The sequence below is a fragment of the Streptomyces sp. KPB2 genome (assembly GCF_003950055.1).
GTDB classification, from domain to species: Bacteria; Actinomycetota; Actinomycetes; order Streptomycetales; family Streptomycetaceae; genus Streptomyces; species Streptomyces salinarius.
Genome location: NZ_CP034353.1, coordinates 1726689 through 1744268, shown reverse-complemented (window position 1 = coordinate 1744268; position 17580 = coordinate 1726689). Strand labels below are relative to the sequence as shown.

General features: G+C 72.4%; 16 protein-coding genes. 1 reads left to right on the top strand and 15 read right to left on the bottom strand.

Annotated features, from left to right (window positions below; translation table 11 throughout):
* Position 1: 1 nt before the first annotated feature.
* From cysD to D1J63_RS07510, 10 genes are all read right to left on the bottom strand, one after another.
* Positions 2-940 carry a sulfate adenylyltransferase subunit CysD gene (gene cysD, locus D1J63_RS07550; RefSeq protein ID WP_125628280.1) on the bottom strand — a complete coding sequence of 313 codons (939 nt, stop codon included), beginning with the start codon at positions 938-940 and terminating at the stop codon, positions 2-4.
* On the bottom strand, positions 937-1545 hold the full coding sequence (gene cysC, locus D1J63_RS07545) for an adenylyl-sulfate kinase (protein WP_164412275.1): 609 nt from the start codon (positions 1543-1545) through the stop codon (positions 937-939). The genes cysD and cysC overlap by 4 nt, the downstream gene beginning before the upstream one ends.
* A gap of 1 nt (position 1546) precedes the next feature.
* Complete coding sequence (locus D1J63_RS07540; protein ID WP_125628279.1) at positions 1547-2257, bottom strand: phosphoadenylyl-sulfate reductase; 711 nt, start codon at positions 2255-2257, stop codon at positions 1547-1549.
* Entirely contained in the window at positions 2254-2433 is a 180-nt protein-coding gene (locus D1J63_RS07535) for a hypothetical protein (RefSeq protein ID WP_102931761.1), read from the bottom strand. Before D1J63_RS07535 ends, D1J63_RS07540 begins: the two co-directional genes overlap by 4 nt.
* On the bottom strand, positions 2430-4127 hold the full coding sequence (locus D1J63_RS07530) for a nitrite/sulfite reductase (RefSeq protein ID WP_102931762.1): 1698 nt from the start codon (positions 4125-4127) through the stop codon (positions 2430-2432). Before D1J63_RS07530 ends, D1J63_RS07535 begins: the two co-directional genes overlap by 4 nt.
* 150 nt (positions 4128-4277) lie before the next feature.
* Positions 4278-4361, bottom strand: a complete 84-nt coding sequence (locus tag D1J63_RS37645) for a putative leader peptide (RefSeq protein WP_310887545.1) — start codon at positions 4359-4361, stop codon at positions 4278-4280.
* Positions 4362-4509: 148 nt separating this feature from the next.
* Positions 4510-5082 carry a GNAT family N-acetyltransferase gene (locus tag D1J63_RS07525; protein ID WP_125628278.1) on the bottom strand — a complete coding sequence of 191 codons (573 nt, stop codon included), beginning with the start codon at positions 5080-5082 and terminating at the stop codon, positions 4510-4512.
* Between the two features lie 83 nt (positions 5083-5165).
* The gene (locus D1J63_RS07520) at positions 5166-6479 is read right to left on the bottom strand and encodes a hypothetical protein (RefSeq protein WP_125628277.1); all 1314 of its coding nucleotides are present in this window, start codon (positions 6477-6479) and stop codon (positions 5166-5168) included.
* Positions 6480-6707: 228 nt separating this feature from the next.
* Positions 6708-7997, bottom strand: coding sequence for a GAF domain-containing protein (locus D1J63_RS07515; protein WP_125628276.1), 1290 nt, complete (start codon positions 7995-7997; stop codon positions 6708-6710).
* Between the two features lie 242 nt (positions 7998-8239).
* Entirely contained in the window at positions 8240-9883 is a 1644-nt protein-coding gene (locus D1J63_RS07510) for an acyl-CoA dehydrogenase family protein (RefSeq protein ID WP_125628275.1), read from the bottom strand.
* Positions 9884-9983: 100 nt separating this feature from the next.
* Between D1J63_RS07510 and D1J63_RS07505 the strand changes: the two genes are divergently transcribed.
* Positions 9984-11165 (top strand): YihY/virulence factor BrkB family protein, encoded by a 1182-nt coding sequence (locus tag D1J63_RS07505; protein ID WP_176153322.1) that lies wholly within the window; start codon positions 9984-9986, stop codon positions 11163-11165.
* A 29-nt stretch (positions 11166-11194) separates the two neighbouring features.
* Here the strand turns inward: D1J63_RS07505 and D1J63_RS07500 are convergent, their stop codons facing one another.
* From D1J63_RS07500 to D1J63_RS07480, 5 genes are all read right to left on the bottom strand, one after another.
* Positions 11195-12121 (bottom strand): ROK family protein, encoded by a 927-nt coding sequence (locus D1J63_RS07500; protein ID WP_125628274.1) that lies wholly within the window; start codon positions 12119-12121, stop codon positions 11195-11197.
* The gene (locus tag D1J63_RS07495; RefSeq protein WP_125628273.1) at positions 12118-13851 is read right to left on the bottom strand and encodes an ABC transporter ATP-binding protein; all 1734 of its coding nucleotides are present in this window, start codon (positions 13849-13851) and stop codon (positions 12118-12120) included. Before D1J63_RS07495 ends, D1J63_RS07500 begins: the two co-directional genes overlap by 4 nt.
* Entirely contained in the window at positions 13848-14741 is an 894-nt protein-coding gene (locus D1J63_RS07490) for an ABC transporter permease (protein WP_102927234.1), read from the bottom strand. Before D1J63_RS07490 ends, D1J63_RS07495 begins: the two co-directional genes overlap by 4 nt.
* Positions 14738-15697, bottom strand: a complete 960-nt coding sequence (locus D1J63_RS07485) for an ABC transporter permease (protein WP_125628272.1) — start codon at positions 15695-15697, stop codon at positions 14738-14740. The genes D1J63_RS07490 and D1J63_RS07485 overlap by 4 nt, the downstream gene beginning before the upstream one ends.
* Positions 15698-15761: 64 nt before the next feature.
* Positions 15762-17570, bottom strand: a complete 1809-nt coding sequence (locus D1J63_RS07480; RefSeq protein WP_125628271.1) for a peptide ABC transporter substrate-binding protein — start codon at positions 17568-17570, stop codon at positions 15762-15764.
* Between the last annotated feature and the right edge of the window lie 10 nt (positions 17571-17580).

Sequence of the window (17580 nt, the reverse complement as noted above, 5' to 3'; positions counted from 1 at the left end):
TCTAGAAGTACCCCTCGCGCTTGCGGTCTTCCATCGCGGCCTCGGACATCTTGTCGTCGGCACGGGTGGCGCCGCGTTCGGTGAGCCGGGTGACGGCGATCTCGGCGATGACCTTCTCGATGGTGTCGGCGTCGGAGTCGACGGCGCCGGTGCAGGACATGTCGCCGACGGTGCGGTAGCGGACCCGCCGCTTCTCGGTCGTCTCGCCGTCCTTCGGTCCGCCCCACTCACCGGCCGTCAGCCACATGCCGGAACGGGCGAAGACCTCGCGCTCGTGGGCGTAGTAGATCTGCGGCAGCTCGATGCCCTCGCGGGCGATGTACTGCCACACGTCCAGCTCGGTCCAGTTGGACAGCGGGAAGACGCGGACGTGCTCGCCCGGGGCGTGCCGGCCGTTGTACAGGTTCCACAGCTCGGGGCGCTGGCGGCGCGGGTCCCACTGGGAGAACTCGTCGCGCAGCGAGAACACCCGCTCCTTGGCCCGCGCCTTCTCCTCGTCGCGGCGTCCGCCGCCGAAGACGGCGTCGAACTTCTCCGCCTGGATCTTCTCGGTCAGCGGCAGCGTCTGGAGGGGGTTGCGGGTGCCGTCCGGGCGCTCCTTGAGCACCCCGCGGTCGATGTAGTCCTGCACGGAGGCGACGTGCAGCCGCAGCCCGTGCCTGTCCACCGTACGGTCCCGGTACTCCAGGACCTCGGGGAAGTTGTGCCCGGTGTCCACGTGCAGCAGGGAGAACGGCACGGCCGCCGGGGCGAACGCCTTCAGCGCCAGGTGCAGCATCAGGATCGAGTCCTTGCCGCCGGAGAAGAGGATCACCGGCCGCTCGAACTCGCCCGCCACCTCGCGGAAGATGTGCACGGCTTCCGATTCGAGCGCGTCGAGGTGGGAGAGGGCGTACGGGCCGGCCGTACCCTCCCGCGCCGCTTCGGCGGTCGTCGTCATGCCAGTCCCCTTTCGGTGAGCAGGGCGTGGACCGCCGCGGCGGACTCCTGGACGGTCTGGTCCTGCGACTCGATGCGCAGGTCGGGCTTGACGGGCTCCTCGTAGGGGTCGTCCACCCCGGTGAGGCCGGTCAGCTCACCCGCGGCCTGCTTGGCGTACAGGCCCTTCACGTCGCGCACCGAGCACACCTCGACGGGGGTGGCCACGTGCACCTCGACGTACGCCGTGCCGTTCGCCTCGTGACGCTCGCGGACCGCGTCGCGGCTGTCCGCGTACGGCGCGATCACCGGGACCAGGGCCGTCACGCCGTTGCGGGCGAGCAGTTCGGCGACGAAGCCGATGCGCTGCACGTTGGTGTGCCGGTCCGCGCGGTCGAAGCCGAGGCCCGCGGAGAGGAACTCGCGGATCTCGTCGCCGTCGAGCAGCTCGACGCGCCGGCCCTCCTCACGCAGGCGGTCGGCCAGCTCGCGGGCGATGGTGGTCTTGCCGGCGCTGGGCAGCCCCGTGAGCCAGACGGTGGCTCCGGTCGTCACGTGGTTCTCCCTGGATCTCGATGGTCCGGTGGTCGTCGGCCCGGTGGCCGTCGGTCCCTTGGTGGTCGTCATGTCAGCCGTGCAGCCCGCACTCGGTCTTGGAGCGGCCCGCCCAGCGTCCGGCGCGGGCGTCCTCGCCCTCCAGCACACGACGGGTGCAGGGCGCGCAGCCCACGGAGGCATAGCCGTCCATCAGCAGCGGGTTGGTGAGGACGCCGTGCTCGGTGACGTACGTTTGCACATCTTCCTGTGACCACTTCGCGATGGGCGAGATCTTCACCTTGCCCCGCTTCTCGTCCCAGCCGACGACCGGCGTGTTCGCCCGGGTCTCCGACTCGTCGCGGCGCAGCCCGGTCGCCCAGGCCTGGTAGCCCTTCAGGCCCTCCTCCAGCGGCTTGACCTTGCGCAGCGCGCAGCACAGGTCGGGGTCGCGGTCGTGCAGCTTCGGGCCGTACTCGGCGTCCTGCTCGGCGACCGTCTGGCGCGGGGTGAGCGTGATGACGTTCACGTCCATCACGGCCTCGACCGCGTCGCGGGTGCCGATGGTCTCCGGGAAGTGGTAGCCGGTGTCCAGGAACACCACGTCCACGCCGGGCAGGGCGCGGGAGGCGAGGTGGGCGACGACCGCGTCCTCCATGGAGGAGGTCACGCAGAACCGGTTGCCGAAGGTCTCGGCCGCCCACTGGAGGATCTCCAGCGCCGTGGCGTCCTCCAGCTCACGGCCCGCCCGCTCGGCCAGCGCCTTGAGGTCCTCGGTCGTACGTTCTTCCTGAACCGCGGTCATGTCGGTTCCCCTCCCGTGGAGTTGGGGCGAAGGCCCCGGGCCAGCAGCCCGAGGAACTTCAGCTGGAATGCGCGGTTGCACGCCCCACATTCCCAGGCGCCGTGGCCCTGCTCGCCGGGACGCAGGTCCTCGTCGCCGCAGTAGGGGCAGTAGAAGGGCGCGGCGCGCTCGCTCACGACAGGGCCTCCTCGGAGGCCCGGGCCGCCCAGGCGGCGAAGCGCTCGCCGTCCTCCCGCTCGGCCTGGAAGCGGGTGAGGACGCGCTCGATGTAGTCCGGCAGCTCGTCCGAGGTCACCTTCAGGCCGCGGACCTTGCGGCCGAAGCTCGGCTCGAGGCCGAGGGCGCCGCCCAGGTGCACCTGGTAGCCGTCGACCTGACGGCCCTCGGCGTCGGCCATCAGCTGGCCCTTGAGACCGATGTCCGCGGTCTGGATGCGGGCACAGGCGTTCGGGCAGCCGTTGATGTTGATGGTGAGGGGCTCGTCGAAGTCCGGCATCCGGCGCTCCAGCTCGTCCATCAGGTCGCTGCCGCGCTCCTTGGTCTCGACGATGGCGATCTTGCAGAACTCGATGCCGGTGCAGGCCATCGTGCCGCGCCGGAACGGCGACGGCTTGACCCGCAGGTCGAGCGCCTCCAGGGACTCCACGAGCGAGTCGACCCGGTCGCCGGGCACGTCGAGGACGATCATCTTCTGCTCGACGGTGGTGGAGACCCGGCCCGAGCCGTGGTTCTCGGCCAGCTCGGCGACCTTGGTGAGCAGCGAGCCGTCCATGCGTCCCACGCGCGGGGCGAAGCCGACGTAGAAGCGGCCGTCCTTCTGGCGGTGCACACCGATGTGGTCGCGCCACTGCTGGGCCGGCATCTCGGGCGCCGGGCCGTCGATCAGCTTGCGGCCCAGGTAGTCGTCCTCCAGGACCTGGCGGAACTTCTCCGCGCCCCAGTCGGCGACCAGGAACTTCAGGCGGGCGCGGTTGCGCAGCCGCCGGTAGCCGTGGTCGCGGAAGATCGAAGTGACGCCCTCCCACACGTCCGGGACCTCGGCCTCGGGCACCCAGGCGCCCAGCCGCACACCGAACTTGGGATTGGTGGACAGACCGCCGCCGACCCACAGGTCGAAGCCGGGGCCGTGCTCGGGGTGGACCACGCCGACGAAGGAGATGTCGTTGATCTCGTGGGCGACGTCCAGCAGCGGGGACCCGGAGACCGCCGTCTTGTACTTGCGCGGCAGGTTGGAGAAGCGCGGGTCGCCGAGGTAGCGGCGGGCGATCTCGTCCAGGGCGGCCGTGCCGTCGATGATCTCGTCCTCGGCGACGCCGGCCACCGGGGAGCCGAGCATGCCGCGCGGGCAGTCGCCGCAGGCCTCGGTGGTGGACAGACCGACGGCCTCCAGCCGCTCCCAGATGCTGGGCACGTCCTCGATGCGGACCCAGTGGAACTGGATGTTCTGCCGGTCGGTGATGTCGGCGGTGCCGCGTGCGTAGGTCTCGGAGAGCTCGCCGATGGTCCGCAGCTGCTCGGTGGTGAGCCGGCCGCCGGTGATGCGGACGCGCATCATGAAGTACTTGTCCTCGAGCTCCTCCGGCTCCAGCAGACCGGTGCGGCCGCCGTCGATGCCGGGGCGGCGCTGGGTGTACAGGCCCCACCAGCGGAAGCGTCCGCGCAGGTCGTTGGGGTCGATGGAGTCGAAGCCGCGCTTGGAGTAGATCGTCTCAATACGTGTCCGAACGTTGAGACCGTCGTCGTCCTTCTTGAACTGCTCGGTGCCGTTGAGCGGGGTGAAGTGCCCGGCCCCCCACTGGCCCTCGCCGCGGTGACGGCTCACCTTGCGGCGGGGGCTCGCGGCAGCAGGCTTCGGCGGAGTGGCGGCCATGGGTGACACGTCCTTTGGAGACAGGCGGAAAGCGGCTCTGACCTGCGCGCATGGCGCATGGCACTACGTGGGCGTACGTGAGACACGCGTGCGCGTCATTGCGCGGGAGCGGGGTGAATGCGGGGGTTCCGGAGGTGCTGGAGGGTGCTCTCAGCGGGCCGGACAGATGGCGCTGGACATGCGGCCGAGGTCGACGTGGCGCCGACTCACCAAGGCAATTCCAGTTCCAGGCATGTCGGAAGACTGGCACGGCGATCTGGACCAGGTCCAGCTTAATCCAAAATGTGGACACCCTTGTCTCTCTGGACGAGACAAGGGTGTCGTGGGTCACATGCGCGGTGCCGCGCGGGCACACGGCCGAAAACAGACGTGTCGGCGCAGGTCAGGCGGGGAAGGCCCCGGGCCACGGCCCCGGAGTGGCCACGTCCGCCTCCTCCTCCACCTTCGTGTCGAACAGCCGGAAGCCGCGGCGCTGGTAGTTGTCCATTGCGTACTCGCCGTCCTTGCTGCAGGTGTGCAGCCAGACCCGCTTGGTGGTGGCCAGCCCCGGCCAGCGCTCGGCCAGGTCCCAGGCGCGCGCGGTGCCGTACGAGAGGAGGTGGCCGCCGATGCGCCGGCCGCGGAAGGCCGGGATCAGGCCGAAGTACTCGATCTCCACGACGCCGTCGTCCCCGGGTGTCAGCTCCACGTATCCGGCGGGCGTGCCGCGGTCGAGGGCGACCCAGGTCTCCACGCCCGGCCGCTCCAGGTGCTCCCGCCAGCGGGCGTAGCTCCAGCCGAGCCGGTCCGTCCAGCGGATGTCGCCGCCGACCGAGGCGTACAGGAAGCGGCTGAACTCGGGGGAGGGCACCTCGGAGCGGACGATCCGGACGTCCCCCTCCGGGGCGGCGGCCGGCAGCAGATCGGTCGGCGCCGTCTGCTCCAGGGACCACGTGGTCACGGCGATGTTGGTCATGCCGGTCAGGGAATCATCCGCTCCGCGGGTCTGTCGATCCCCGCCCGCGCGGGCCGGTGCGACGCCCGCGACGGCGACGCGCGTCAGTCGAGGGCGTCCTCGATCGACGCCATCGGCAGCGCGAACAGCATCCGGCCGGACTGGGACCAGACCTCGCCGGTCGGCGCCGAGTACGACAGCGAACCCGCAGGTCCGCTCCAGCACTGCTGCGACCGGTCCGCGCCGCACTCCGACGCCCGCGCGCCCCGCGTGTCCTGGCGCCACAGGGTGCCGCGTCCGTCCTGCCCGCCGGCCGCGCGTCCCAGGTACCAGTCCGTCCGTGTCGCGCTGGGCGGGCGGTACGACAGTACGCCGCCGACCTCGGCCGCACCGGTCTCGTACGCCTCCACCGCGTTGACGTGCCCGGTGGAGTCCGTGACCGGCAGTCCGCCGCGCTCGGGGTCGGTGCCGGCGCGCAGGGCGTAGCGCCACAGCCGGGTGGGCCGGTCGCCGTCCGCGTCCACGCGCTCGCTCGCCACCAGGCTGTCGGGGGTCGTGCCGCGGTCCAGGGAGATCGCGCCGGGGCGGGCGGCGCCGTCGAGGTCGGGGAGCCGGTAGGAGGCGATGGCGGGCAGCACGTACCGGTGGCCGCCCGCCGCCCAGCCGCCGGGCACCCGGCCGACGGCGTCCGCCGCGGTGGTGGCGCGCTGGACCCGCTGCACGTCGTACACGTACAGCGCGTCGCGGTCCCCGGCGGCGGCGGTGACCAGCAGCTTGTCGCGGTACCAGACCATGCCGGTGACGGGGGAGGCCAGGCCCCGGTAGTCGTGACCGCCGTCGACCGGCACGGCGAGGAGCGCCGAGGCGTAGCCGAGCCGGCCGGGGTCGTCGGCGTTGACGAAGGAGACCCGGGCGAGACCGCCCTGGGGCGTGCCGTCGTCGCGGGACCAGGCGGAGAGGATGACGCGGTGGCCGCCCCAGCGGCCGTCCTGCTCCGCCTCCCCCGAGGTGGTGACGGCGCCGGGACGCCAGCCGTCGGTGTCGGCCTCGTCCCAGCAGTAGGCGCGGGTGGCGGCGGGGGAGACCGGCAGCGCCTCGCGCTCCCCGGTCGCGCAGTCGTCGGCGTCGCGCAGGGTGCGGTCGGCGGAGTCGAGGACGGTGTCGACGCCCACCGGGTCGCCCATCGCGGCGGAGAGCCGGTCCAGCCAGGCCGTCGGCACCCGGTGCTCGGTCAGCCGCAGCGCCTCGGTGTCGGCGGCGGAGGTGAGGGGCTTGAGGGTGCCGGGGTCGTCGGCGACCGTGGCCTGCGAGGCGCTGATCAGCGTGGCCGCGCCGGTCAGTGCGAGCGCGGCGCCGGTCAGGGCCGCGCGCAGCGCCCTGCCCCGTCTGCGCCGGCGGTGTCTGCCGCGCTGCTTCATAGAACCTCCACGGACACCGGACCAACTGTGCTCGACGGTGGACGCGTTGACCGAGGAGCGGATGAGGCGGTCCGTAGAGGATGCTACGACAGACGGACGGCCCGGCGGACGCAGACGATGCAAATATGCGGAATCAACCCGCCTTTACGGCCATCCGGGTCCTCCTCGTCGAGGGCGGTACGAGGCCGGGCCCACCGTCCCGCCGTACTGCGGCGTCGCGGGCCCCGGTCACGGCACCGTCGCCGATGCTCGTGCCTCCGTCACCGCCGGTGCCGTGGAGTGGGGGAGCAGGTCGCGGGGGTCGGCCGGGAGCAGGACCTCGACCTCCGCGTCCTCGCAGAAACGATACGGCCGGTGTTCCAGGTAGGCCCCGAGGTACCTCCGTACCCGCGACATCTCCGCCCGTACCGTCACCGTGCGGGCCCGGTCGCCGAACATGTCCTCGGCCAGCCCGGCGGCGCTGCGCCCGCCCCGGTGCACCGCCAGCAGGTACAGCAACTCCGCGTGCCGCGGGCTCAGTTCCCGCGCCCAGTCCTCCGCGCCGCCCAGCACCCGCACCGACCACCGGCGCGGCTGACCGAGGTCGAGGACGATCCGGACGGCGCCCTGGGGCACCGGCCCCGCCGCGGCCCGCACCAGCCAGCCCTCCGCCAGCGGCTCCACCGTGCCCGCCCCGAACCCCGGCAGCCACCGCGCCCCCGCCTCCGGCGACTTGGGCAGCACCACCCGCTCCACGTACGGCATCCCCGTCACCGCCGCCGTCCAGCCGTCCCGGTCCGCCACCAGCGCCCGCCCCTCCAGCCGGGCCAGCACCGGCGCGGCCACCGCCCGCAACCGCTCCAGCGACTGCGTGTGCAGCTCCCGCAGCCGGGCCTCCGCCAGCTTGGCCACCGAGTCGACCCAGGCCAGCGTCGCCGGATGCATCGTCTCCAGCGGCCCGCTCACGTCGACCACCCCGAGCAGCCGTCCGCTGCGCGGGTCGGTGATCGGCGCCCCGGCACAGGTCCAGGTGGCCTGGGACCGTACGAAGTGCTCTGAGGCGAAGACCTGTACGGGCCGCCGGGTCACCGCCGGTGTCCCCAGGCCGTTGGTGCCGACCACCTCCTCCCGCCAGTCCGCCCCGAGTTCGAACCCGAGCCCGTCGGCCCGGCGCAGCACCCGCGCGCTGCCCTCCCGCCACAGCACCCGGCCGTCCTCGTCCGCGACCACCATGATGTGGTGGGCCACGTCGGCGACCGACAGCAGCGCCTCCCGCAGCACCGGCAGGACGTGCCGCAGCGGGGAGGACTCGCGCCGCCGCCGGATCTCCTCCGGGCCCAGCAGCCCGGAGCGGACGTCGTGCTCCGGATCGACGCCGCTGCGCAGCATCCGGTCCCAGGACTGCTCGATCACCGGCCGCGGTGCCACCGGAGCCCGCCCGCCCGAGAGTCTCGCGGAGCGGACCTCGCTGAGCATCCGCGCCGCACGCGCCGTGTCGGCGGCGGCGAACTGCGTCACGTCCATGGGCGAGAGCGCCACGGGACCTCGTCCTTCCGGAAGTCGATTGCTCGTCTCATACTGACCGGTTGCCCATGTCGGACGGGCACAGTCCGCACACAGCCGACCGCAAGTTGCAACCCCCTGCAACCCTGGTGGACGGCCCCGCGGGTGTCCAAACTTGAACCACGCCGTCCCGAGCGGCGTACGCGGCCCGAACAGGCCCGTGTGGCGGGGGTGGTGCCGTGTCGGCGCAGCACCACCCCCGCGCCACGCGGCCGGAATCAGACCACGGGCCGCGCCCGCTCCACGACCGCCGCCAGGTCCAGCGTCGGCGGCAGCGTGCCGAACGCCGCACCCCCGTCGCCGCCCAGCCGCGAGGCGCAGAACGCGTCGGCCACCTCCGGCGGCGCGAACCGCACCAGCAGCGCGCCCTGCAACACAAGCGCCAGCCGCTCCGCCAGCAGCCGCGCCCGCCCCTCGGCGGCCGCCAGGTCGGCCAGCTCCGTCAGCAGGTCCCGGATCGCCGCGTCCAGCCGGTGATCGGCCCCGCGCGCCGCGCCCACCTCCGTCAGATACGCGTCCAGCGCCGCCGGGTCCCGCCCCAGCGCCCGCAGCACGTCCAGCGCCTGCACGTTCCCGGCGCCCTCCCAGACCGAGTTCAGCGGCGACTCGCGCACCAGCCGGGGCAGCCCGGACTCCTCGACGTACCCGTTGCCGCCCAGGCACTCGGCCGCCTCCACCGCCACCGGCGCGCAGCGCTTGGTCACCCAGTACTTGGCCGCCGGCACCGCGAGCCGCAGCAGCGCCCGCTCCCGCTCGTCCCCGGCCCCGGCGGCGTCGTGGGCGGCCGCCAGCCGCATCCCGAGGACGGTCGCCGCCTCCGACTCGATCGCGAGGTCCGCGAGCACGTTGCGCATCAGCGGCTTGTCGGCCAGCTTCCCACCGAACGCCTCGCGGTACCCGCAGTGGTGCACTGCCTGCGCCACCGCCTGCCGCATCAGCCCCGCCGAGCCCAGTACACAGTCCAGCCGGGTCGCCGCCACCATCTCGATGACGGTGGCCACACCGCGCCCCTCCTCGCCGACCCGGCGCGCCCACGTCCCGGCGAACTCGACCTCCGCCGAGGCGTTGGACCGGTTGCCCAGCTTGTCCTTGAGCCGCTGGATCAGGAACACGTTGCGGGTGCCGTCCGCCAGGACGCGCGGCACCAGGAAGCAGGTCAGCCCCCCGGGCGCCCGGGCCAGCACCAGGAAGCCGTCCGACATGGGCGCCGAGCAGAACCACTTGTGCCCGGTCAGCGCGTACGTCCCGGCCTCGGCCAGCGGCCGCGCCGACGTGGTGTTCGCCCGTACGTCGCTGCCGCCCTGCTTCTCCGTCATGCCCATCCCGAACAGCACCCCGGCCTTCAGGCGGGCCGGCCGCAGCTCCCGGTCGTAGACCCGGGAGGTCAGCCGCGGCACCCACTCGGCGGCCAGGTCGGGGTCGGCGCGCAGGGCGGGCACCGCCGCGTGGGTCATCGACAGCGGACAGCAGTTCCCCGCCTCCACCTGGGTCCACATCAGGAACCCGGCCGCACGCCGCACGTGCCCGCCCGGACGCGACCACGCGTCGGTCAGGCCCGCCGAGACACCCTTGCCGAGCAGCCGGTGCCAGGCGGGGTGGAAGTCGACCTCGTCGACACGGTGCCCGTACCGGTCGTGGGTGCGCAGCACCGGAGGACTCGCGTTGGCCTGCGCCCCCCACTCCTGGGTCTGGAGCGCCCCGCAGCCGCGGCCCGTCCCCGACAGCTCGGCCAGCGCCTCCTCGCGCAGCTCCGTCGGCAGATGCCGCTCGACCGCCTCCGTCAGGGCACGGTCGGCGGTGAAGACGTCGTAGCCGGTCAGCGGCGGCGCCTGATTCGTCACGGTGTGGGTACTGCCTGCCATGGACGTGAACCTACCGCGCGCGCGACCCCGGCGGGCCCGCTACGGGATCACCGGGCGTCCGCGGATGAGTGCCGGCCCCCGCGCCGGATACCTTTAGGGCGTGCAGCCAGCAAGTGACTCCCCCGAACGGCCCTCGGGCCGGCTCCACCGCGCCCGGGTTCTGTACCGGAACGTCTCCAAACGCAGGACCGCCTGGCTGCTGCTCAAGGACACGGTCAACTCGTGCATGGAGTACCGCATCCTCGGTCTCGCCGCCGAGGCCGCGTTCTTCACCCTGCTGTCGGTGCCGCCCCTGCTGCTGAGCCTGCTCGGGCTGCTCGGCTACGTCGACTCCTGGATCGGCGCCGACACCACCGAGAGCCTGCGGAACAACATCCTGGACGCCTCCCGCGCGGTGCTCTCCGAGAAGGGCGTCAAGCAGATCACCGAACCGATCCTGGACGACGTGATGAAGGGCGGCCGGCCCGACGTCATCTCCATCGGCTTCCTGTTCGCCCTGTGGTCGGGCTCCCGCGCGGTGAACGTCTTCATCGACACGATCACCGTGATGTACGGCCTCGACGGCGTCCGGGGCATCGTCCGCACCCGCCTGATGGCCTTCCTCCTCTTCATCGTGGCCCTGCTGATCGGGTCGGTCGCGCTGCCGCTGATGGTGGCGGGGCCGGACGCCGTGGTGCGGATCGTGCCGTGGTCGACGACGGTCGTCCAGGTCCTGTACTGGCCCGTCGTCATCATCCTGTCCGTGGCCTTCCTGACCACGCTGTACCACGTCTCCGTACCCGTGCGCTCCCCGTGGATCGAGGACGTCCCCGGCGCGCTGGTGGCCCTCGCCATGTGGGTGCTGGGCAGCTTCCTGCTGCGCATCTACCTCACCAGCACCGTCGAGGGCCCCACCATCTACGGTTCCCTGGCCGCGCCCGTCGCCGTGCTGCTGTGGATCGGCGTGTCCGCGTTCGCGGTGCTCGTCGGCGCGGCGGTCAACGCGGCCATCGACCGGGTGTGGCCGGCCGCCGCCACCGCCGCCGCCCGCGAGGCCAACGAACGGTTGCGCCAGGCCCAGGTCGCCGAGTACGTGGCCCGCACCTCCGCGAACGGCGAGGGCGACCCGGACATGCCCTCCGAGTTCCCGGAGCGCTGGTCCCGCTTCCTGCCGCCCGAGGACGTCACGGCCCGCCTGCGCACCCACGGGAAGAACCCGCCGCCCGCGCACCACAACCACACCCACCCTCACCACGACCAGCACGACGACGGCCACGGCCACGACAAGCCGGAAGCCTCCTAGCCCGCCGGCCCGCCGGGCCCGGCGGGCGGTCAGCGGCCGGTCAGCTCGTACCGTGCCCGCGCCGCCGCGCCCAGCGGTACGGCGTCGGACCCCAGGGCCGCCCGCAGCAGTTTGACGGGGTGGCCGCTGATCGGCGGTTCGGCGGCGAGCCGCTCCTGGATCAGCGGTTCGAGCAGGGTCCAGGCGCCGCTGACACCGCCCCCGATCACGACCGTGCCGATGTCGACGAGACCCGCGGTCATCACGATCGCCCGGGCGATGCCGGCGCCCGCCGCCGCGTACACGGCACGGGCGTCGGCGTCCCCGTCCCGGGCGGCGTCGGCCACCTCGCGGGCGGTCAGCTCCCGCCCGGTGCGCTCGCCGTAGCGGGCCCGGACGGACCGGGCCGAGGCCAGCGTCTCCAGGTGGCCGCGGCCGCCGCAGGTGCACGGCAGGTCGCCGAAGCCGGGGATGTGGCCGATCTCGCCGGCCGCCCCGTGGGCTCCGGTACGCAGCTCGCCGCCGGTCCACAGCGCCCCGCCGACACCTGTGCCCAGGGTCATGCCGAGGACGTCCGCCTCGCCCGCCGCCGCACCGCACGCGATCTCGCCGCGCAGGAACGCGTTGACGTCGTTGTCGAGGAAGGCGGGGACGCCCAGCGCGGTGCGCAGGGCGGCGGCCACGGGGAAGCCGGCCCAGTCGGTGAACGAGTCGCTCGCCACCAGGACGTGCCCGGAGACGGCATCGACCACCCCGGCCGCGCCCACCCCGACGGCGGCCGTCCGGCCGGGCGTGCGCGCCCGCACGACCGCGAGCGCGTCGAGTACCGCGTCGATCATCGCCCGGCCGCCGGAACGGGCCGGAGTGGCCACCTCCGCGCGGTCGAGCACCTTCAGTTCCGTGTCGCAGAGCACCACCTGCGTGGTGGTGCCCCCGATGTCGACCCCGGCGAAGACCGGGGCGTCGGCACCGCTCACGCCGGCTCCTCCGTCCGCCCGGCGGCGAGGGTCGCCAGCCGCTCCGCCCTGCGGCCGCGCTGGACGACGGGGTCGGGCACGGGCACCGCCGCCAGCAGGCGCCGGGTGTAGTCGGTCTCCGGGTGCCGCAGGGTGGCCGACGTGAGCCCCTGCTCCTCGGCCCGCCCCGCCCGCATCACGACCACCCGGCGCGCGAACTGCTGGACGACGGCCAGGTCGTGGGAGACGAAGAGGCAGGCGAAGCCCAGCTCCCCCTGCAGCTCGCGGATCACTTCGAGGACCGCCTCCTGCACGCTCACGTCCAGGGCGCTGGTGGGCTCGTCCGCCACGAGCAGCCGCGGTTCGAGGACCAGGGCACGCGCGAGGCTCACCCGCTGGCGCTGGCCGCCGGACAGTTCGCGCGGCGCCCGCCGGGCCACCTCCCGCGGCAGCCGGACCCGGTCGAGAACGCCGGCGACCAGGGCCTCCCGTTCCCTGCCGGACAGTTTCCGGCGGTGCACCCGCAGCGGTTCGGCGACGCATTCGCCGACCGTCATCCGGGGGTCGAGCGAGGCGACCGGGTCCTGGAGGACGACGCCGACGCCGGCCCGCAGCGCCCGCCGGGCCCGCGCCCGGGTGCGGGCCAGGTCGGCGCCGAACAGGGTGACGGAGCCGGCCGTCGGGGCGATCAGACCGAGCGCCACCCGGGAGGCGGTGGACTTGCCGGAGCCCGACTCGCCCACCAGGCCGAGCGTCTCTCCCGGGTGCACGGCGAAGGAGACGCCTCTCAGGGCGTGCACCGCGTGCTTCCCGCGGCCGAAGACCACCGAGACGTCCGTCAGCTCCACCGCCGGTTCCCCGGCGGACGCGTCCCCGGGTTCCTCCGCCGCCCGCTCGCCCGCCCCGGCGGCCTCGCCGGCCTCCGCGACCGACAGCCGCGGCACGGCGGACAGCAGCCGCTTGGTGTAGTCGTGCGAGGGGCGCAGCAGTACGTCCTCGACGGGCCCGGTCTCCACGACGGCGCCCTGGTACATCACCGCGACCCGGTCGGCGAAGTCCGCGACGACGCCCATGTTGTGGGTGACCAGCAGGACACCCGTGCCGGTCTCGGCCGCCAGCCGCCGCAGCAGGTCGAGGATCTCGGCCTGCACGGTCACGTCCAGCGCCGTGGTGGGCTCGTCGGCGATCAGCAGCGCCGGGTCGTTGGCGATGGCCATGGCGATGACCACGCGCTGGCGCTGGCCGCCGGAGAGCTGGAACGGATAGGAGCGGGCCCGCTGCTCGGGCTCGGGGATACCGACCCGGCGCAGCAGCTCGACGGCCCGGGCGGCGGCGTCCGCCGCGGAGACCTCGCGGTGGTGGTTGCGGATCACCTCGGCTATCTGCCTGCCGACCCGGGTGAGCGGGTCGAGGGCGGTGGCCGGCTCCTGGAACACCATGGAGACGGTCGAACCGCGCAGCCGGGACAGCCGCTCCTCGTCGGCGCCGACGACGTCGGTGCCGTCGACGACGGCCCGTCCGGTGGCCCGGGCGTTGCCGGACAGCAGTCCCATGGCCGCCAGCGCGACGGTGGACTTGCCCGAGCCCGACTCGCCGACCAGGGCGAGCGTCTCGCCGGGCGCGACGTGCAGGGACACGCCGCGCACGGCCTGCACCGTGCCGGTCTCCGTGGTGAAGACGACGCCCAGGTCGTCGAGGTCGAGGATGTGGTCCCCGGCGGCGGGAGCGGCCGGGCGTCGAACGGCGCTCATGCGCGCCCCCTCACGTCGAATGCGTCCCGGAGTCCGTCTCCGATCGCGTTGAACGCCCACACCACCAGGATGATGGCGAGGCCGGGCGGCACGATCAGCCACCAGTGACCCGAGTAGGCGGCGGTCATCCCGGTGGAGAGCATGCCGCCCCAGTCGGTGGCCGGGGGCTGCACGCCCAGGCCGAGGTAGGAGACGTACGCCACCAGCAGGATCGCGTCGGCGATCTGGAAGGTGGCCGCCACAATGACGGTCGACACCGAGTTCGGCAGGATGTGCCGGACGATGGCCCGCCCGTGCGAGCCGCCTATCGCGCGGAGGGTGAGGACGAAGTCCCGGTTCTTCAGGGTCAGGGTCTCGGCCCGCACCAGGCGCGAGGGCACCAGCCAGGAGATGAGACCGAGGATGAGGACGAGGCCGGTCAGGTCGGGGGTGGTGATCGCGGAGACCACCAGCAGGATGAACAGGGCGGGGATGGCGATGCCCGCGTCCACCACGCGCATCATGACCGCGTCGATCCAGCCGCCCGCGTAGCCGGCCGCGGCGCCCCACAGGGTGCCGATGACCGTGGCGAGGACGCCGGCCGACAGGCCGACGATCAGCGAGACCTTGCCGCCGTACATCAGTCTGCCCAGCTCGTCGTGGCCGACCGCGTCGGTGCCGAGCCAATGGGCGCCGCTCGGCGACTGGTTCACCTGCTGGAGAAGGGTGTGGGTCTGGTCGGTCTCGTGGACCAGGGGGCCCACGAAGCAGAACAGCACGAAGAAGACCACGACCCCGAGTCCCACCACGGCGAGGCGGTTGCGCAGGAAGCGGCGGACCGCGAGCCGGGTGCCGGAGGCGGCGCGCGGGGGAGTCGCCGCGAGCCCGTCCAGGGAGGTGAGGGAACTCATGACCGACCTGCCTTCACTCGGGGGTCGATGACGCGCTGCGCGATGTCGGCCAGGAGGGTGCCGGTCACCGTGGCGATCGAGATGACCAGGACGCAGCCCAGCAGCACGGGATAGTCGGAGGACTGGGCGGCGGTCCAGAACAGCAGTCCCATCCCGGGGTAGTTGAAGAGCTGCTCCACCACCAGGGCGCCGCCGAAGAGGACCGGTATGTAGTAGCCGAGCATGGCCACCACGGGGGTCAGCGAGTTGCGGAAGACGTGCCGCGTCAGGACGGCCCGGGTCCGGGAGCCGCCGGCCCGCGCCGTGCGCACGTAGTCCTCGGTGAGGTTCTCCAGCGTGGCCGAGCGCATGTAGCGGCTGAAGACGGCGACCATCGTGGCCGCGCCGGCCACCACCGGCAGCACCAGGCCCTGGGGCTGGGCGAGGATGTCGGCGACATCGTTGCCCTGCGGCGCCTGGGCCGGGAACCAGGGCAGGACCTGGCTGAAGACGAGGACCAGGATCAGCCCGAGGAAGTACACCGGGGTGGAGTAGGCGACGAAGCTGAGCGTGGTGATGACGTAGTCGACCGGCTTGTTGCGGCGGACGGCCTGCCACACGCCGAGCGGCACCGCGAACAGCAGGCCGATGACGGCCGACAGGACGGTCAGCAGCAGCGTCTTCGGCAGCCGCTCGGTGATCAGCTGGGAGACGGGTTCGTTGAGGGTGTAGGACATGCCGAGATCGCCGTGGACCAGCTGGTTCAGGAAGTACAGGTACTGGACCGGCAGCGGCTTGTCGAGCCCCTGTTCGTGGTTGAAGGCGGCGATCTGCGAGGCGGTGGCCTGCGGGCCGAGGATGCCGCGTGCGGGACCCCCGGGGAGGGCGTGCAGCAGGCAGAACACCACGACGGTCACGAGGAGGACCACCGCCAGCGCCTGCAGGACGCGCCTGATCAGGAAGGAGTATGTGCTCATGGGTTTCCGGGTGACTGGGTGGGGAGGACGGGGCGGCTGCGGGTGAACGGGGCCGGGCCCGGGCTCACTCGGTCCACGCCCACATGGCGGGGTGGAAGTTGGCGAGGGAGTCCTGGGCGAATCCGCCGAGTCCGTCCCTGATCACGGAGACCTGGTAGTCGGGCTCGGGGAGCCAGATCACCGGCAGGTCCTCGGCGAGGGCCTTGCTGTAGGCGAGCATGGCGTCGGAGGACGAGGAGGTGGTGGTCCGGTCGATCAGCTCGTCCACTTCGGGGTTGGAGTAGTTGCCGAAGTTGGAGCCGCCGCCGCTCGCGAAGAGCGCGTCGCCGCTGGGGTAGGCGGGGAAGTACCAGCTGCCCGCGCTGCCGAAGAAGGAGAGCTGCCACTTGCAGGCGGGGTCGTCCTCCTCGCACTGCCCGGTCTGCGAGAGGACCGAGTTGACCGGGGCGGTCTTGATCTCGAAGTCGATGCCGGTCTTCTCGAAGGAGGACTGAAGGGCGCTCATCATGTTGTCCGTCTCCGTGGAGCCGGACTGGGAGAGCACTCGCATCCTGAACTCGGTGCCCTTCTCGACGCCTTCGCCGCAGTGCCCCTCGCCGGTGCCCGGTGAGGTGCACACCATGGTGCCGTCCTGCTCGCTCCAGCCGTGGTCCGTCAGCAGCCCGCGCGCCTCGGAGTTGGAGAACGGGTACGGCTCCGCCCTCTGCTCGTCCGACAGGAAGGCCGACGGCTGGCCCTGCGGGACGGGGCCGTGGGTGGGCACCGCGGTGCCGTTGTAGAGCACCTCGGACAGGGTCTTCTGGTCGACGGACATCTGGATGGCCTGCCGGGCGTACAACTGCCGGAAGACCGCGCCCATCTCGGGGTTGTTGAAGTTGTACGGCATGTACGTGACGGCCCAGCCGGACCACCGCTCGACGTGGTAGCCGAGGTCCGTGAAGGACTTCTTGATCCCGAGGTCGGAGGCCCTGATGTAGCCGTAGTCGACGGTGCCGGCCCGCAGCGCGTTCTCCTCGGCGGCCACGGTGGTGAAGGACAGCAGGTTGATCTGCTTCACGTGGGCCGCGCCCCCGCCGTCGTACTTCTCGTTCTCGATCAGCTCGACCCGGCCGGAGGTGGCGAACGACTTGAGCCGGTACGGTCCGCTGACCGTCTTCCACAGCGGGTCGCTCGCGTAGCGGGAGATCTTCTTGCCGGCGTCGATCAGGTACGTCCAGACCTTCCTGGCGCCGGCCGGCGTGCGGTCGAGGTCGGAGACCGTGCCCGAGTCGCCGGTCTTGTCCCACACGTGCTGGGGCATCGGGCGGATCATGCTCAGCTCGTTGGCGAGCATCCACTGCCGGTTGTAGGCCCGGTCGAAGTCGAGCGTGAAGTGCCGGTCGTCCAGGGTCTTGAAGGAGGTCCAGACGTCCGGGGCCTTGCCCGGGCTGTAGCTGGCCCACGACTTCTTGTTCGCCCGGACCAGGTTGAACCAGAACTCGACGTCCCGGGAGGTGACGGGCTCGCCGTCGCTCCAGTGGCGGTCGCCGAGGGTGATGGTGACGCTTTTGTTGTCCGCGGCGAACTTCGCCTGTGTCGCCAGGGAGTTGTCCTTGTTCCAGCCGATCTCGCCGCTGGAGCCGTCGTAGGCGATCAGGGGCTCCCACATCACCTGGGATATCGAGGAGTTGTTGGTGTTGAGATGGCCCGGCGTTCCGATCGGAACGATCCAATTGGGTGTGAAGTTCGCCGGAAGCGCGTAATTGATCTCGTTCTTCGAGCCCGAGGGGGCGGAGACACCGCCCGTGCAGCCGCTGAGCAGCACACCCACGGCCGCGCATGCGCCGGCGACGAGCGCCCGGCGTCGGCGTGACGCTGTGCGAGCAGGGGACATGTATCTCCTC

Coding starts and splice junctions, on each gene's coding strand:
- cysD (WP_125628280.1), bottom strand. CDS start 940: ATGACGACGACCGCCGAAGCGGCGCGGGAGGGTACGGCCGGCCCGTAC.
- cysC (WP_164412275.1), bottom strand. CDS start 1,545: ATGACGACCACCAAGGGACCGACGGCCACCGGGCCGACGACCACCGGA.
- D1J63_RS07540 (WP_125628279.1), bottom strand. CDS start 2,257: ATGACCGCGGTTCAGGAAGAACGTACGACCGAGGACCTCAAGGCGCTG.
- D1J63_RS07530 (WP_102931762.1), bottom strand. CDS start 4,127: ATGGCCGCCACTCCGCCGAAGCCTGCTGCCGCGAGCCCCCGCCGCAAG.
- D1J63_RS37645 (WP_310887545.1), bottom strand. CDS start 4,361: ATGCCTGGAACTGGAATTGCCTTGGTGAGTCGGCGCCACGTCGACCTC.
- D1J63_RS07525 (WP_125628278.1), bottom strand. CDS start 5,082: ATGACCAACATCGCCGTGACCACGTGGTCCCTGGAGCAGACGGCGCCG.
- D1J63_RS07520 (WP_125628277.1), bottom strand. CDS start 6,479: ATGAAGCAGCGCGGCAGACACCGCCGGCGCAGACGGGGCAGGGCGCTG.
- D1J63_RS07510 (WP_125628275.1), bottom strand. CDS start 9,883: ATGGCAGGCAGTACCCACACCGTGACGAATCAGGCGCCGCCGCTGACC.
- D1J63_RS07495 (WP_125628273.1), bottom strand. CDS start 13,851: ATGAGCGCCGTTCGACGCCCGGCCGCTCCCGCCGCCGGGGACCACATC.
- D1J63_RS07490 (WP_102927234.1), bottom strand. CDS start 14,741: ATGAGTTCCCTCACCTCCCTGGACGGGCTCGCGGCGACTCCCCCGCGC.
- D1J63_RS07485 (WP_125628272.1), bottom strand. CDS start 15,697: ATGAGCACATACTCCTTCCTGATCAGGCGCGTCCTGCAGGCGCTGGCG.
- D1J63_RS07480 (WP_125628271.1), bottom strand. CDS start 17,570: ATGTCCCCTGCTCGCACAGCGTCACGCCGACGCCGGGCGCTCGTCGCC.